At 52.6% G+C, this 17,066-nt stretch carries 13 protein-coding genes; 9 read left to right on the forward strand and 4 right to left on the reverse strand.

The features are described 5' to 3' along the window. Positions 1–3 precede the first annotated feature (3 nt). Positions 4–234, forward strand: coding sequence for a hypothetical protein (locus SH302x_RS25945; RefSeq protein WP_479365946.1), 231 nt, complete (start codon positions 4–6; stop codon positions 232–234). Here the strand turns inward: SH302x_RS25945 and SH302x_RS25950 are convergent. Further along, the gene (locus tag SH302x_RS25950) at positions 231–1,529 is read right to left on the reverse strand and encodes an outer membrane protein assembly factor BamB family protein (RefSeq protein ID WP_479365947.1); all 1,299 of its coding nucleotides are present in this window, start codon (positions 1,527–1,529) and stop codon (positions 231–233) included. The genes SH302x_RS25945 and SH302x_RS25950 overlap by 4 nt on opposite strands. 405 nt (positions 1,530–1,934) lie before the next feature. Here SH302x_RS25950 and SH302x_RS25955 point away from each other — a divergent pair, with 405 nt between their 5' ends. After that, positions 1,935–3,290 carry a class II 3-deoxy-7-phosphoheptulonate synthase gene (locus SH302x_RS25955; RefSeq protein WP_479365948.1) on the forward strand — a complete coding sequence of 452 codons (1,356 nt, stop codon included), beginning with the start codon at positions 1,935–1,937 and terminating at the stop codon, positions 3,288–3,290. Between the two features lie 5 nt (positions 3,291–3,295). On the opposite strand, the gene SH302x_RS25960 is transcribed toward SH302x_RS25955, so the two are convergent. Beyond that, positions 3,296–4,228 carry an alpha/beta hydrolase gene (locus tag SH302x_RS25960; RefSeq protein WP_479365949.1) on the reverse strand — a complete coding sequence of 311 codons (933 nt, stop codon included), beginning with the start codon at positions 4,226–4,228 and terminating at the stop codon, positions 3,296–3,298. Between the two features lie 55 nt (positions 4,229–4,283). Then, the gene (locus tag SH302x_RS25965) at positions 4,284–5,270 is read right to left on the reverse strand and encodes a TlpA family protein disulfide reductase (RefSeq protein ID WP_479365950.1); all 987 of its coding nucleotides are present in this window, start codon (positions 5,268–5,270) and stop codon (positions 4,284–4,286) included. Positions 5,271–5,469: 199 nt separating this feature from the next. On the opposite strand from SH302x_RS25965, the gene SH302x_RS25970 reads away from it, so the two are divergent. After that, a complete protein-coding gene (locus tag SH302x_RS25970; protein ID WP_479365952.1) occupies positions 5,470–7,074 on the forward strand; it encodes a sulfatase family protein in 1,605 nt (534 codons plus the stop codon). 111 nt (positions 7,075–7,185) lie between these two features. Here SH302x_RS25970 and SH302x_RS25975 read toward each other — a convergent pair whose 3' ends face one another. Next, entirely contained in the window at positions 7,186–8,787 is a 1,602-nt protein-coding gene (locus tag SH302x_RS25975; protein WP_479365954.1) for an alginate export family protein, read from the reverse strand. Positions 8,788–9,331: 544 nt separating this feature from the next. Between SH302x_RS25975 and SH302x_RS25980 the strand changes: the two genes are divergently transcribed. Genes SH302x_RS25980 through SH302x_RS26005 form a run of 6 tightly spaced genes read left to right on the forward strand, consistent with a single transcriptional unit; the run spans position 9,332 to position 17,066 of the window. After that, entirely contained in the window at positions 9,332–10,621 is a 1,290-nt protein-coding gene (locus SH302x_RS25980; RefSeq protein WP_479365955.1) for a CmpA/NrtA family ABC transporter substrate-binding protein, read from the forward strand. A 4-nt stretch (positions 10,622–10,625) separates the two neighbouring features. Beyond that, on the forward strand, positions 10,626–11,585 hold the full coding sequence (locus SH302x_RS25985) for an ABC transporter permease (protein WP_479365957.1): 960 nt from the start codon (positions 10,626–10,628) through the stop codon (positions 11,583–11,585). Continuing rightward, positions 11,572–12,381: an ABC transporter ATP-binding protein gene (locus tag SH302x_RS25990; RefSeq protein WP_479365958.1), complete on the forward strand. Its 810-nt coding sequence runs from the start codon at positions 11,572–11,574 to the stop codon at positions 12,379–12,381. Before SH302x_RS25985 ends, SH302x_RS25990 begins: the two co-directional genes overlap by 14 nt. Positions 12,382–12,430: 49 nt before the next feature. Then, positions 12,431–13,219: an ABC transporter ATP-binding protein gene (locus tag SH302x_RS25995; RefSeq protein WP_479365959.1), complete on the forward strand. Its 789-nt coding sequence runs from the start codon at positions 12,431–12,433 to the stop codon at positions 13,217–13,219. A 20-nt stretch (positions 13,220–13,239) separates the two neighbouring features. Beyond that, positions 13,240–14,871 carry a DmsC/YnfH family molybdoenzyme membrane anchor subunit gene (locus SH302x_RS26000; protein WP_479365960.1) on the forward strand — a complete coding sequence of 544 codons (1,632 nt, stop codon included), beginning with the start codon at positions 13,240–13,242 and terminating at the stop codon, positions 14,869–14,871. Beyond that, positions 14,868–17,066: a molybdopterin oxidoreductase family protein gene (locus SH302x_RS26005; RefSeq protein ID WP_479365962.1), complete on the forward strand. Its 2,199-nt coding sequence runs from the start codon at positions 14,868–14,870 to the stop codon at positions 17,064–17,066. The genes SH302x_RS26000 and SH302x_RS26005 overlap by 4 nt, the downstream gene beginning before the upstream one ends.

Consider the following 17,066-nt stretch of genomic DNA (forward strand, 5'->3'; position numbering starts at 1 on the left):
GAAATGCAGAAAATTAAGATCTTTAAGAGCATCGAAAGCGAATTACATCCGCTGGAAGACGAAATCAACCAATGGATCGAATCCAGTCAGATCAACGTCATCTCGATCACGGGCAACATCGCCTCACAAACGCCGGGCTCGCATGTGGGGTCCTTCAGTGCATCGGATGTGCTGATCGTGGTGTTGTACGAGTCCCCCTCTCATCGCGAACCGGTTTCCAGTCCGGAAGTTTAGGGCAGCTTGTAACTCATGACGTGATTCTGTTCTCGCAGGTATAGTCTACCATCGGATATCGCCGGGTAAGCCCATGATTTGTCTTTCTGGGTGGCCGGTGTGAAGCTGCGCAAGACTTCATACTTGTCGGGCGTTGCTTTAACAAACGAAACAACGCCGTCCTCAAAGCGAAACACAACCACGCCATCGGCGTAAGCGACCGAGGCTTCGCCGCGTCCAGCGCCTCGCACCGGTCCCCAAGCGACTTTGCCCGTTTGCAACTGTACGCAAATGGGCAGCCCGCTCCCGTTTCCATGTCCGCAATAGACATATCCATCGACCAGCACCATCCCGCCATGCTTGTTCTGTAAATGATTTGCCGGCAAGAAATACTGCTCTTGGACATTCACTTGACCATCGCCTGCACTAACCAGCCTCAGTAGAGCAGAGCCCGTATCGTAGGCGGTGGAGCAGAAGACGAAATCGCCATCGATCAAGACCGTCGGAATATTCGCCACGGTGTTTCCGACCCGCGTGTACCGCCACAGCACCTGCCCGTCGGTTGCCCGAACTCCGATCACGCCGCGGCCGACCAAGGAAACATACTGTTTGACCCCGCCGCCATGACTGACCATGATCGACGAGTAACCCGCGCCTTCGCGCAAGTCTCGCTCAAAGGGATCTTGCTGAGGCGTTGGGATGGCGGCGGCCCAAACCTCTTCACCAGTGAACTTATTCAAAGCCACGATGACTTTGTTATCAGCACCTGGAGTACACAACACGAAATCACCATCGACCAGAGGCGATTCGGAAAACCCCCAACCGCTCATCATCTTGCCATTCCAATCCGAGTACTGTCTGGCCCAAACGGATTGACCATTACTGCGATTCAAACAGTGGATACTGCCATTGGAACCGCAGACATAGAGATGATCGCCATCGATGGTCGGAGTCGACCGAGCTCCCGCGTAATCATGTCGCGGTATATCGGAGGTAATGGGTTGCTGCCAAGCGATCGTGCCATCGGCGACATGGATCGCCGAGACAACTTGTACTCCGTTTCGATTGCCTGTGGTTAGCAATTGGCCGTCGGCAATTGCAACGCTGGAATAGCCGCTGCCCACCCCTTCGGCGTTCCATTGCAGTTCCGGCTCTCGCTCTCGAATCCTGCTAAAAATGCGATGTTCGCCGCTGAGACCAGCGCGATGAAGCCCTCGCAATTGTGGCCAGGGTTCCGCGACAGCGGGCGCTGGATACGCACAGTAGCTAGCGGCAATTGCCAACGCCGTGAAAACTCTTTTGGGCAGGCAAAGCATGGACGATAAAAATCCGGGGCGGTAGGGGATCATGGCCAGGTATGGAAGGCGAAGTAAAAAATCGAACCAAAGCTTGGAGGGAGGCAGGTTGCAGCCAATCGTAGCATTTAAGTTAACTGCAACTGCGTTTGTAAGCAAATTATCGGCCAAAGTGAGCTGAACTATTGGCATTTGCTGAGCAGATTGATGTGAAGAAGCCGTTCGCCAAATTTCTGTTTTGTACTATCATACTAGCTAACGTTTCGGTGAACCTGGCGTTCAGAACGGCTGTCTACTACGCTTTTCGCTGGTAAAAACGCCCACTGGCCCCCTGTGTCCCGTCGTAGAACAAGCGGGCTACGCTGTCCCGACACCGGGCGTACCTGCCATTTATTACTGTTATCGCGATTCCGCCGCACACACCGAATGCTTTCAACTTGGACCCCAAATAGCTGGCAAACCAAGACCATTGTCCAGCAACCAACTTACGAAGACCCTGTCCAATTGGAGGATGTGCTCAGCCAATTACGCCGGCTTCCGCCGCTGGTCACAAGCTGGGAAGTGGACAATTTGCAGCGTCAATTGGAAGCTGTGCACCGCGGCGAAGCTTGGCTGCTGCAAGGCGGCGACTGCGCGGAAACCTTCGAGTCATGCCAATCTGAGCCGATTGCCAGCAAGCTAAAAGTGCTGCTGCAAATGTCGCTAGCGATTGTCTTTGGCGGTCGACGTCGCATCGTCCGCTTGGGTCGCATGGCAGGTCAATATTGCAAACCTCGTTCAAGCGACACCGAGACTCGTGACGGAATCACTCTGCCAGCCTATCGTGGCGATATTGTCAACGAGAACGCATTTACGCCCGAATCGCGCCGCGCCGATCCGATGAAGCTGCTGCGTGGCTACGAACGATCCGCCTTGACGATGAATTTTATCCGGGGCTTAAGCGAAGGCGGTTTTGCAGATCTGCATCATCCAGAAAACTGGAACTTGACGTTCGTGGAAAAAGCGACTGCCGAAGTCGCGATGCGTTACAACAAACTCGTGGAATCAATCGGCAGTTCGCTAACCTTTATGGAGAACATCGCTGGAGCCAACCCCAAAGAGTTCTCGCGCGTCGACTTCTTTGTGTCGCACGAAGCGTTGCATTTGGCCTACGAGTCTGCTCTTACACGCAGCAGCGTCCGTGGCACTGGCTACTACAATTTATCGACTCACATGCCTTGGATTGGCGAACGCACGCGTGCATTGGATGGGGCGCATGTTGAGTATGCTCGCGGGATTCGCAATCCGTTGGGTGTAAAGGTTGGTTCGTCGGTGACTCCCGATCAATTGCTAGATTTGATCAGTGTGCTCAATCCCGAAAACATACCTGGTCGACTGACGTTGATTCATCGTATGGGTGCCAGCAGAATTGGCACCGCATTGCCTCCATTGATAGAAGCAACCAAGCGTGACGGGCTGAATGTCTTATGGATCTGCGACCCGATGCATGCCAATACGATCCCTACTAGCCAAGGCCGCAAGACACGGCGTTTCGAAGATATCTGTGAAGAGCTTCGGCTGGCCTTTGAAGTCCACGAAAGCTGCGACTCGCATCTCAGCGGCGCTCATTTGGAGCTCACCGGCGAAAACGTCACCGAATGCACGGGCGGCAGCGCTGGCTTGACCGAAAGCGATCTGGAGTCCTGCTATCAAACGCAGGTCGACCCACGTTTGAACTACGAGCAAGCCTTAGAAATTGCATTTGAAATCGCCGAACATCTACGAACCGCAAACCTGCCTTAGCCCCTTTAAGCTCCTCGATATTTGTCTACAAAATCGAGGAGAGCTCGCGTTGCTTCGTCGTCGGGCTCGCCAAGGCGGGCATTGATTTGCGAATGAGTTGTCTCGCGAACGCCGAAATCGACTGCTGGAACTCCCGCGGATTGCAAACTATTCAACAGCCGCTTGGCCTGAGCGGTGACGTCGGGATGACCTGCGACGTATAAGACGAAAAATGGAGGAATCCCTCGATCGCTCTTCACATAAGTCACCGCTGAGAAATCAATGTGCAGCTTGGGATCGTTGCCAAATTTCACGCGATGACCGTTCTCTGGAAGCGGAAGCCCATGAAACGTCTGTCGCATCTCGGCTGTCGCGATCATGGCTGGAATATCATAGGTGTCTCCATCGACAGGCACACAGCCTCTGAGTGCACTGATGGGCACACCTTCGGCTTCCAAGTAGCGATGATCGGTCGCTAGGATCGCGGCTAACTGCGCACCTGCAGAATGCCCCATGACAAAGATCCGATTGGGATCGCCTCCTTGTGACTTGATGTTCGCGTGCACCCAACCTAGGGACTTAGCGACATCTTGAATCAGCGTCCGCATGTCAACTTCGGGCAGCAATCGGTAATTGGTCGACACAAAGACAAAGCCTTGTTGGCAGAACATCTGCGGCTTGAGCTGGATGTCCGATTTGTCACCAGCATGCCAGCCACCACCATGAATCCAGAATACGACAGGGAGACTCTTCGCATTCTCTGGAGCATAAATATCCAGCACCTGCCGCGCCGCATGCGGTGTGCAGTAGGGAATCTCTGCAAGCTTCGAAAGTTCCTCAGCGAAAACGTTTATTCCCCCGCTGACAGATCCCAGCAGCATAAGGCAACCGAGCAACATTGCCTTGCGTATTCTTAGAAGCCCAACGCGTGCGGCGAAGCATAAGCTATTCATCTTCATAAGAGTCTCATAAATCAAGTTGTGCGATATCAACTTGTTCAAAAACAAGTCATGGTTATTGGTTTGTCAGCCAAGCGGCCGCTTGTTCCGCAGCCTCTGTGTTCTCATTCCGAGCGATAAAAGCGTTGATCAACTTGGCCGCGGATTCACGACTGGTTGCCTTCTGAACTTGAGCTTGCAGTTTTTTCAACTGCTGAGCGGCCGCTAGTTCGGCTCGTACTTGTTTATCTTTGTGCAGATCGCTGCCTAGTTTGAGGAATTCTTTAGGCAACTCCATCCCAGAGTAACGTTGCGTGATAGCCAAAGCAGTCTTGTATCGCTTCCATGTCAGTGATTCGTCCATTGCGTTAAACTGGTCAACTTCTGCCTGCAGTTGTTCATCGAGAAATGTTTTGAGAGTAATAATCGATTGACGAGCTTCATCAGATTTTCCGCGTCCCAAGGCCTTCAACAATGGCACGCTGCGGCTGTACTCGCCAAACTCAATGAACTGCCACGCAGGTTTCACCTCGGGCGAGATGTTCTTCGGGTCGATCTTCCACTGAGCCCCAACCAATGCCTGTTCCGTGGCCGCCTTTAAATCGTTCCAGTTGGAACGACGAAAGTTTCCGTTACCATCAATGATCGCTACCTGATGAATATTCTGCAGACTGATCTCTCCCACACCGCTCGCTGCTTCGAAAGTACGGAGGGGGTCCAGCAGGACAGGCCATTTGAGCTTTACGTCATTTGCATACTTCATGACTTGTGCACGCTCGGTACCACTGCTAACTGCGACAAAGATCACTGGTCGATCGGAATATGCCGCCGCCAACTCATACATCTCAGGCCACTTTGCGCGACACCGCGGACAGGACTCCTCGAAATACCACAGCAGAACTCCTTTTCCATCCAGCATGCTGTTGCTTAATGGTGGCGAGTTGATCCAGAAAGCCGGCTCGGCTGGAAGTTCCACCGCTCCCTCCTCTTGAGCTTGGCACGAGGTGGACCATGGCAAGACTCCCCATAGGAGCGTTGTCGCAAGCAAGAGTAAACGATTCATAAGCGTGCAGCTATCGAGAAAACAAAGCAAGACTTGCCGACCATTCTAATCGATTTGTCGGTGAATGGGTAAACTTGCAAGTGCGATCGCTTCCCGGCCGTGGCAATAAGCCAGCGTTGCTTGTCCCAGCCGACGCTTCTTGGTCTATAATGGTCGGGAAAGTTTCCATAACAGCCCTCCCCCTGCCACTACTCCTGCCATGAAGATCCGCTTCCTCTCCATGATCGCGTTGTTCGCTGTGCTGGCTCCCAACCATGTTCAAGCAGAAACCGATCGCCCAAATATTCTGTTTATCTTTTCCGATGACCATGCGCAACATGCCATTTCCGCTTATGGTTCCAAGGTAAATCAAACGCCCCACATCGATCGGCTGGCAAAGGAGGGTGCCAGATTCACCAAGTCATTTGTTACCAATTCCATTTGCACCCCCAGCCGCGCCACCTTGCTAACCGGCCAATACTCGCATCTCAATGGCGTTCCTGTCTTCAATCGCTTTGACGGCAGTCGCGATCATGTCGCCAAACACTTGCAAGCTGGCGGCTACCACACCGGGATGATCGGCAAATGGCATTTAGGTTCAGATCCAACGGGCTTTGATCGCTGGATCGTTCTGCCAGGGCAGGGGGCTTACTGGAATCCAGTTTTCTTAACTGCAGGTCACAAACTGACGATTGAAGGCCACTGCACAGAGGTAACGACACAGCTAGGTCTTGAGTTTCTGGAAACGCGTCCCAAGGACAAACCCTTCTTTTTGATGTTGCACCAGAAGGCTCCTCACCGTGCTTGGGAACCGGACCTGCGCAATCAAGCGAAATTTAAAGACCAGACCATTCCTGAACCAGATACCTTTTGGGATGACTATGCGACGCGTCCTTCCGCTCTGCCGACAAACAGGCAAACGATCGCTCGCGATTTGACGCGAAGAGATTTGAAGCTCCAACCGCCCGCAGATCTAAAAGGACCTGCATTGAATCAGTGGAACGAGCAAAAGCCCATGGAATTGGAGGTCGACGGCAAGACGTTGAGCGGCGAAGCGTTAGTCAAATGGAAATACCAACGTTACATGCAAGACTACCTCGCTTGCGTTCAAGGTGTTGATGATGGAGTTGGCGAGGTACTTGATTACCTCGATCGCACGGGCTTAGCAGATAACACCATTGTCATCTACTCCGCAGACAACGGTTGGTACCTTGGCGATCTTGGTTTATATGACAAGCGTTTCATGTATGAACCTGGTTTGAATGTCCCTTTGCTAGTGCGAGGACCTGGAATTAAAGCTGGCAGTGTGCCAGACCAATTCGTGGCGAATATTGACTTAGCGCCCACCTTCTTGGATATGGCTGGGCTGCCGATCCCTGAGTTCATGCAGGGTGAATCGTTGTTACCCATTCTCAAAGGCGAGTCGCCTGAGCACTGGCGAAAGAGCGTTTACTATCGTTACTACCATGACCCTGGCCACCACAATACGGCCGCTCACTTGGGCGTTCGCACCGAAACTCACAAATTGATCTACTATTGGAAGCACGATGCTTATGAATTGTTTGACATCGTACAAGACCCGACGGAACAGCATAATCTGCTATATTCTCCTGACGATGCGAATCGGCCAGAGGTCGTCGCAAAATTCTCGGAGTTGAAAGCCGAAATTGCTCGCCTGCAACAGAAATACCACGATGACGAACAGTATGCCGATCCGGCGAATTGGCCTGAGGGCAGTGCAGATGGTCCGTTTGACGCCTACGTACCGCTAGGCAAAAAATCGGTTGCCGAAGCGATCACGGCCGCGGCCAATACCGGAAACTAACCGCTTCGACGTGCGATCGGTCCATAAAATAAGAAACGCCGTGCATGGGCTGACACGGCGTTTCTCGTTTTGAGCGTTCACGTTTCCAGGCAGAACTACTTGCTCCGCTGGCTAGAACTGTTTGGAGAACTGGCTGTAGAAGAACTGAGCGTTCTCCGACGTTGGCACTCCTGGAGTTTGTTTGTAGTACTCACCCGCATCGAAGTACGAGTAGCCTATCACGATATCAGCTCGTGGGTTGATCTTCGTCGTCCACAACAAATCAATTTCATGCCCCAGATCTCGGCTGGCCGCTGGGTTCGCCGTATTGAAAGGCGTCATGACAACGCTATACGGCGTGGTTGCTTGATCCAAGAAGAAGTAGTGATACCAGAGCAACAGGTTCGTCTTCTTGCCAATCGGTGTGATCAACTGGGCGTTCACGTCATGCAGGTTGCGGCGTCCGAACAAATCCATCAAACCATTGTATTTGTGAGCCAGCGGGAACAAATGGTTAAAGCCATTGTCACCGGCAGAGAAGACCGGGTCTTCCGCACCGGAAGCCCAGTCATACCAACCCCAAACCGTTGGCGTCCATGTCTTGCTGCCGCACAGGCAGATCTCAAGCTTCTTGCCAAGGCCCGCGGTCGCAAAGCCTGCGCTATGATCGGTGCCATTGGTATTGGAACCGAATTGCGTCCCACCTTCAAACTCGTACAAGAAGTAATCGTTCTTGCCCGATAGTTGGCTGCCCAAAGTATGGAACGAGAACCCCAATCGCTCATCATCATAGCCGATGTAGTACGCATCAACTGTACCAATGTCGTACCGCTTCGTGCTCCAGTAGGCACCGTAAAAGTGCTGATCGTCATCGGAGCTATCCCATTGGTTGGTCCCACCGGTGGCTGGCACGCGTGCGACAGGATTGGTGTAGAACAGATCCAAATCGGTATCGCTGCTGGAGACAGTCATACGGTAGCCATCAAAAGTGCGGCGAGTATTCGCCCAGTCAAGTGGCGACACGAGACGCTGATTTCCTAACAGCAATTCCTGGCGACCGACACGTCCTAAGATTTTGTAGTCGCCATCGTCATACAGTTTGGCATCGAGGAACAAGTTTTGTGCGTCCCCTCGGTTTTCTTCGATGGGTCGCGGAGCAAAAGTTTCTCCTGCGGAATCGGCGTATAGATACTCGCCGAAGAATCTCAGGTTCTCGGTAAATCGGTAGTTGGCGAACAGCCGCACTCGCGTCAACCAGAATTGGTCATCGCGGCCAGTAAGCCCAAGGCCTCTCATGTTCTCTTCTTTGTGGTAGCGGCTTCGGAATTCGCCGCCGACATCCAACTTGCCATCATCCATCCGTTTGAGGCTGTCGCCTAAAAAGCTGGGGCCATCATAAGCAGGGCTGTCGAGATAGGCAAAATTGTTCGCGTAGTAGACGCCTTTATAAGCGCCTGTCATCGCGGTATCGAGCTCTTCCTTCTTTTTCTTATCCGCCTCGGCCTTCTTCTTGGCCTGAGCTTCATCGGTCACCGCGGGCCCAGGGGCCGGTGCTGGTTGACTAAAGGACATTGGGGATGCGGGGGTGAAGTCGGAAGGGGATGCTTGTCCATAAGCAAAGTCCGTCCAAGATTCTGGTCCCTCCTGCGCTAGGATGTTAGCTGGGGCGGCTGCACATAGGGATGCAAGAACCAGCTTCAGCCCAAAACGCCTCCTGCGTTTGGTCAATGGCATGCGTACTACTCCATGAAATATATTCGAGTTTAAGTTTATCGACACTGATACGACAGGCACTATCCGCCGCCAAGACGTTATGCCTGATGCTGCCTTCTTTCGTCCCCCGCTGGTTGTCGATGTGAGAAAAGTTGTGGCAAGCCGCCACACTTTCTAAAAACCAAGGCGTTAGAGTCAAACAAGTGTTGCCGACTGCAAGCCCACGCAATGGGCCACCATGGCTACAGAATGCTCACCTGCGCATTTCGTAACCACTACCAGCAGTGCACTGAATGCGAGACTTAAGTGCAAGCCTGCCTGCAAAGTCGGCAGCCCGCTTGCTCCGCCATCTATTCTGCACTTTCTCGAAGGGTCAGAGCAACTCCCACAACGTGCCACTAAGGAAAACGCCATAACGCAAGGTGGGTATTTTGCATCACTGCTGCATTGATCCGTGAAATGTCCGGCATTGCTTGTGCGTTCATCAGGGGTAGAGCCAACGTGGTCACGACTGGTTCACATCCTCTCGCAAACACTTGGTCCCCCCCCTAAGGTAATATCGCTAATGTCTGTTCCAATGAATTCGGTGTCTCAAACTTCCAACTCGACGGCTCTTGATCGTCGCGGAGTCCTTAAGTCCATCACTGCGGGTGCCGCTGCTGTTGGCCTCGCCCACTTCCCATCCTTTGTACCTGCCGTCTATGCATCGGAAGCACCAGAAAAGAACAAGGTTCGGTTCGGGTTCATTGCTCTAACAGACTGTTCTCCGTTAGTCATTGCACATGAGAAAGGATTCTTTGCAAAGTACGGTATTCAAGCTGAACCGGTGAAGCCCGCTAACTGGGCGGCTGTACGAGATGCGTTAGTCAAAGGCGATATCGATTGCACCCATATGCTGATCGGTATGCCAATCGCGTCCACCATGGGACTGGCAGGAACTAAACCCGTCCCCATGATCATCCCTTGGATCCTGAATCGAAACGGCCAAGCCATCACGCTCAAGAAAGAATGGGCAAAAAAGGTTGCCGATGACCCCAAAGCCCTGAAGCCTCTTGTTGACGCAACCAAGAAATCGGGCAAAGCCACTTTTGCCATGACGTTCCCACCGGGGACACACGCAATTTGGCTGAGATACTACTTGGCCGCAGGCGGAATTCATCCCGATCGCGATGTCGACTTAATCACCATCCCGCCTCCACAAATGGTCCAGAATATGAAGGTCGGCAAGATGGATGGATTCTGCGTCGGCGAACCCTGGAACGCTCGCTCAATCGCGGAGAAGATTGGCTTTACTTCTATCACTACGCAAGAGATCTGGAAAGACCATCCCGAGAAGGTATGTGCTTTTACTGGCGAATTTGCAGACAAGAATCCCAAGACGGTTAAGGCAGTACTGAAAGCGGTCCACGAGGCCAGCGTCTGGTTGGATGACTTAAAAAATCGCCCTGAACAATGCGATATTGTTTCCCGCGATGCCTATATCAAATGCAACAAGGATCAAATCCTCGGACGTTTGCTAGGTGAAATGGATTACGGAGATGGGCGGACCAAGCAGGATTCCGATTACATGATCTTCAGTCAGCGCAATTGCAACTATCCCCAGCTTGCTTATGGCAAGTGGTGGGTTACCCAATTGCGACGGTGGGGCATGGTCGAAGGAGCTCCGGATTATGAGGGCATCGCTAACAAAGTCATGCGGCCCGATATCTACGAGGAAGCCATGAGCGAGATCGGGTACACCCACGGTGGCCAAGACAATTCGCCTTGGACCATGATGGATGGTGTCACATTCGATCCCGCACAAGACTTGGAAGCTTACTCCAAGAGTTTTCCAATCCATAATTTGAAAGGTTAGTCTCATGACGTCGACGTATGTAAAAAAGTTCTTAATTGACAACGTGGCTCTGCCCATGGTTGGGCTCGTCGTCTGCCTTGCAATTTGGTGCGGCATATCTTGGGCAACTTACGATTCAGATGCAGAGGTCTATGACTTTCCAACCCCGATTGCAACGTGGCAGGAAAGCACGAAATACTTCGTTGCTCCTTTTACCAGCAACCAAGAGGAAGGATTCGATGGCATCGGACTGGAAACATGGCGTTCGCTTCAGCTCGTCGCGATGGGGTACGTGATGGCGATCATCGCGGCGATTCCTATCGGATTTTTGCTAGGTGGCAGCTATCGCTTTTCCAGAATGTTTGACCCTATTTTTCAGATTCTACGTCCCATTTCGCCGTTGGCTTGGTTTCCCTTGGCTGGCTTGATCGTCATTGCGATTCGACGTCACAACACGGAGATCGACGCCACACAGTTGCAATGTATTTTCACTATCGCCATGTGTTCGATTTGGCCGACCATCTTGAATACAGCGGTTGGAGTCCGAGCGATTCCGCAAGATTATCTGAATGTTGCGAAGGTTTTAAAGCTTTCGCCTTTGAAGCTTTTTTCTCGCATCCTACTACCAGCGACGATGCCGTACATGTTCACCGGCTTTCGGTTGAGCTTGGGGATCGCTTGGCTAGTCATCGTGGCTGCTGAGATGCTCTCAGGCAAAAACGGAATTGGTGCGTTCGTCAATAACCAATATCAAGCAGGTACCTACGGGCCGATGATCGCCGCTGTCATCGTCATCGGTGTCGTAGGCTTTGTTTTGGATCGATTGATGAATGTGATCGAAAAGAACGCGCACCAAATCCTCAGTTGGCCAGCAGTCGCGTGGCGAGGACTGTTGAACATTCGCGCCAATCGTTTGAACCACTACCTCACCCTCGAAAGCTCGCCACCTGTTCGCACCAAGGAGACTTCCGATGCCGTTGCTTGAAATGAAGAGTGTCTCGAAAGGTTATGGTAAAGGACCTGACCGAACAGAAGTCCTCAACAAATTGAACCTTCAGGTGGAAGAAGGTGAGTTTGTGGCGATTGTGGGGTATTCGGGAACGGGCAAGACAACGCTGATATCGACTCTAGCAGGCCTTCGACAGCCTGACTTGGGTGATGTCCTGATGCGGGGTGAGCCAGTCCGCAGCCCCAGTCCTGAGCGCGGGATGGTTTTCCAAAACTACTCGCTGCTACCATGGCTCACCGTGCTGGATAATGTGCTGTTTGCCGTCAAGCAAGTCTTTCCGAAGATGCCCTATCGCGAGCAAGTCGCTCATTGCGAAAAGTACATTGCCATGGTGAAACTGTCGCATGCTGTGCATAAGACGCCCAGCGAGCTTTCCGGTGGCATGCGGCAACGTGTGTCGCTAGCGAGGACCTTAGCAACTCAGCCTGAAGTCTTGCTGATGGACGAACCGTTGTCGGCGCTAGACGCCCTCACTCGAGCCACCTTGCAAAACGAAATCATTAGCATTTGGGAACGAGACCGACGTACCGTCGTGTTGATTACCAACGATGTCGAAGAAGCAATTCTTATGGCAGATCGCGTGATCCCACTACTACCTGGCAACCATCATGGCGCCACCTTAGGAGAATCCTTTCAGGTCAATATCCCAAGACCTCGCAATCGCGATTCCGTCATTCATCACGCTTCCTTCAAACCCTTAAAGAAGAACATCATCCAAACCTTGATGACCGCTCGGCGAACATCACAAGAAATGGAGTTGGTGAGCGCATGACCGCCCAGCTCAATATCCCTCACCGAACCCATCCAAGATAGGCCACTGTATGCAAACCAAGTACTTAGAATTATGGCGGCTCAAGAAGGAGTTCAAGACGGATAAAGGCCCATTCCTCGCCGTCCGCGACTTCACGCTGAACATGACCGAAGGCGAATTCGTTTCGATCATCGGGCACAGCGGTTGCGGCAAAAGCACGGTGCTGTCGATGGTCGCTGGACTCCATTCGCTCAACGGTGGCGGTATTGTTCTAGACAATCAAGAAGTACTCGGTGCCGGGCCTGATCGCGCGGTGGTGTTCCAATCGCCCAATTTATTGCCTTGGTTGAATGCCATCGAGAATATCACGCTTGGCTTAGAGCAAGTCAAACCGAGCATGCTGCACGGCGATCGCATCGAATTAGCCCACGAGTGGCTCAAACGCGTAGGTTTGGGTCGCGCCGCGCACAAGAAGCCAGCGGAGTTGAGTCAAGGGATGCAACAACGCGTCGGAATCGCGCGTGCCTTTGCACTCGAACCCAAAATGCTCCTGCTGGATGAACCTTTTGGCATGCTGGATTCCTTAACTCGAATTGAATTGCAAGACGTACTGCTGGACGTTTGGAGTCAGCATCGGATCACCACGTTGATGGTGACACACGATGTCGATGAAGCAGTTACGTTGAGCGATCGAATTGTCATGATGACCAATGGTCCTGCGGCAACTATTGGCGATATCGTCTCGGTACCGTTTGCACGACCACGCCATCGAGGTTCCTTGATGGAGACCCCGGAATACGCGGGCTATGTCGATCGAGTTCTTGAATTCCTCGCTCACCCCGCAGAAAGAATGGTTTAGTTCATCTAATCGCTGCCCCTATGAGCTCAATCCTTCAATCGCCGACAGTTCCAACAACACAGCTCACGCTGCCGTTGCTTGAACAGCTATTGCACGAGCAGCAGATGCCCTCGGCGGTCGATGAGTTCTCGAACTGGCATGATCAAGAGCAAACGTTACTAGCCTCCAAATACCATGCGTTACTACCTGCTACGCAACCTGGGGTCGGCCAACAGTACGCTTTCGAAGTGGATCTCGATGCCTGCAGTGGATGCAAGGCTTGCGTGGTCGCTTGTCATAATCTTAACGGTCTGGAAGCAAATGAGACCTGGCGCAAAGTTGGCTTGCTGAGCAGCCAGAAGAAGACCTTGGCTGTCGTCCAACATGTCACAACCGCCTGTCATCATTGCGTTGAGCCAGGTTGCTTGGAAGGTTGCCCCGTTCAAGCTTATGAGAAAGATGAAATCACGGGCATCGTCAAACACCTAGATGACCAGTGCTTTGGTTGTAAATATTGCACGATGATGTGCCCCTACGAAGTCCCACAATATGACGCATCTATGGGCATTGTCCGCAAATGCGACATGTGCAGTCAACGGCTTTCTCAAGACGAAGCTCCCGCCTGCGTCCAAGCCTGCCCGAACCAAGCCATCCGCATCTCCATTGTGGATGTAAAGACAACCATTACGAGCACATTGCGCAACGACGCCACCTTGCTGCCAACAGCCCCTCCCAGCAGTTGGACGAAACCTTCAACACAGTTTTTAACCAAGCGATCGCTAGACGAAGAACTCGTAAGCCTCGAATCCACTCACGACCATTTACATGAAGCCCATTGGCCTCTCATCGGCATGCTGCTGCTAACACAAATGGGAATTGGCCAGTGGCTCATGACCACAGCGTATGCGACGTTGGATGGCCGTTGGCTGCCAGTAAGTACGATTCAAGCCATCGTGGCGACCGTTTTGGTCGTCATGGGGGTCCACCTAGCACTGCTACATTTGGGGCGACCACATTTAGCCTTTCGAGCCTTTTTGGGGTGGCGAACCAGTTGGCTTAGTCGCGAGGCGATCCTGTTTGGAGCGTTCATGTCACTGTGCATGACAAGTACACTGGTGATGCTATCGCAACGCTTACCCAACGGATCAAACATTCTATTGGCTTGGTCGACAAGCTTAATAGGCGTCATGGCTGCGGCTAGTTCAGCGATGATCTATGTTGCAACGCGACGACCGCTGTGGTGCTTGTCACGCACTCTGCTGGACTTCTTCGGAACCGCAGGCGGTTTGGGGTTAGCCATCTATTGTCTAACCCAGTTCGCCCTTGGAATCGAGAACCGCTTTGGCTTGTTGGCCGCTTGTTTGATGAGCATCCTGAGTATGCTGCCAAAGCTTGCCGATTGGTGGAGAGCAAATTACAAACTGCCTACCCAATCCGCTTTGGCGTTTTCCATTCGCAGTGGCGCTTTGATCCAACGATCTGCAAAACTTGCTTGGCAAACCCAGTGGGCTATTGTCTGCGTGGCAGTCTTCACAGCAGCCGCACATGCTTGGCAACCAAGCTTAACTAGTTCGATCAGTGTCGTCAGTTGTCTACTGGTGGCCCATGTGATTTCGCGGGCCTTGTACTTTTCGAGCATCGTCACCTATCGCATGCCAGGAGCCAGCACATGATTCCTGAGCTGATTTCGCGAAGCGGGCCACTTACCAGCAGACTGACTCTGCAGCCATCGCCGCTGGGACTGGGGCTGCTTCCTCACAACAAGCTCCCGGATGCAACCGTACGATCGGTATGCGGCTACTGCTCAACAGGCTGCGGCCTCAAGATCCATCTTCAAGACGGACAAGCGATCAACCTAACACCAGATGATCACTATCCGGTCAATTTAGGCATGGCTTGTCCCAAGGGGTGGGAAGCCTTGCAAGTCCTCCAATCTCCTGATCGAGCATCGGTTCCTTTGGCACGCTCGCCTAGCGGTGAATTGCATGAGGTCTCATGGCCGTCGGCAGTTCAGCTTTTTTGCGACCGATTCAAAGCCATCCAGCGACAGCACGGAGCCCACTCAGTCGCCTTTATCAGCACCGGTCAAATGCCGACCGAAGAAATGGCGTTTCTGGGAGCACTGGCCAAATTTGGAATGGGCATGATTCACGGCGACGGGAACACCCGCCAATGTATGGCTACCTCCGTTGTCGCTTACAAGCAAGCGTTGGGCTTTGATGCCCCGCCGTTTACTTACGCTGACTTTGAGCAGTCCGATTGTTTAGTCTTCGTCGGTGCCAATCCTTGCACTGCCCATCCAATCCTTTGGCAACGAGTCCTGCAGAATCAGCGTCAGCCAAAGATAATCGTGATTGATCCTCGCGCAACGGAAACCGCGATGGCCGCCACCGAGCATCTCGCGATTCATCCGAAAGGGGATTTGAGTCTGTTGTATGGGTTGGCCAATCAACTGATTCTGTTGGGTGCCATCGATCATGCGTTTGTCGAACAACACACGACTGACTTCGAAGCTTTTAAGAATCATGTTTCCAAGTTTACGCCGCAGCGAGTGGCGATCGATTCCGGCATTGATGTTGATCAACTATATCGAGTGGCAGAGATGATCGCTCAATCGCCTCGAGCTTCGTTCTGGTGGACGATGGGCGTCAATCAAAGCCAACAGGGAGTACGGACCGCTCAAGCACTGATTAATCTCGCGCTGATGACAGGCAATTTCGGCAAACCGGGCACCGGTGCGAACAGCATCACAGGGCAATGCAACGCCATGGGCTCGCGTTTGTTTAGTAATACAACCAACTTGCTTGGGCATCATGACTTTACCAACCGCGAGCACCGCGAAAAGGTGGCCGCCATTTTGGATATTCCAGTGCAACGTATCCCTGAAACCAACAGTTGGGCCTATGACCAGATCCTCTCGGGAATTGAAAGCGGGCACATCAAAGGTCTTTGGATCATCGCGACCAACACGGCTCATTCTTGGATCAATAGTGCTCGTGCCCAACAATTGCTAAAGAAACTCGACTACCTTGTCGTCCAAGACATGTACCACTCGACAGAGACCGCTCAACTGGCCGATCTCATCCTTCCGGCAGCAGGCTGGGGAGAAAAGGAAGGCACCTTCATTAATAGCGAGCGACGGATCGGCGTGATCCAGCGTGTTGCAAAAGCACCAGGTCAAGCCTTAGCGGACTTCTCGATCTTCCGACTACTGTCGCAAGCATGGGGCTGTGACGATCTGTTTGCAAGCTGGACGTCTCCGGAAGCTGTCTTTCAAAAAATGAAAGCTCTCTCACGGGGCCAACCCTGTGATATCTCTGGCATCGAGGGCTATGCCATGCTGCAGCAACATGGCGGTATCCAGTGGCCATGGAGCGAAGCGGACCAACTTCTATCCCCCACGGGTCCAGATCAGGAACGTCGCCTGTTTGTCGATGGAAAATTCTTTCACGCCGATCAGCGTGCGAGATTCCTGTTCGAGGAGCCTGAACCGATGCTGGAGCCAACTTGTCCGGCGTATCCGTTTGTTCTGATCACCGGCAGAGGGACGGTCAGCCAGTGGCACACTCAGACCAGGACGTCAAAAAGCGCTGTACTTCGCAAGTTGTATCCGCAGCATGCCTATGTTGAGATGAATCCCACTGACTCCCAGCGACTGGGAGTCCAAACCGGTGACCGCGTTTGCTTGTCCAGCCGACGAGGCAGCGCGATGTTCGACGTACAAGTTACCGCGACGACGCAAGTAGGTAGCGTCTTCGTACCCATGCACTACTCAGAAACAAATCTTCTGACCTTAGAACATGTCGATCCACATTCCCGTCAGCCAGCTTACAAAGACTGCGCTGTTCAAATCGAACCTGTGAGTTAA

This window comes from Njordella calcicola (assembly GCF_056494125.1).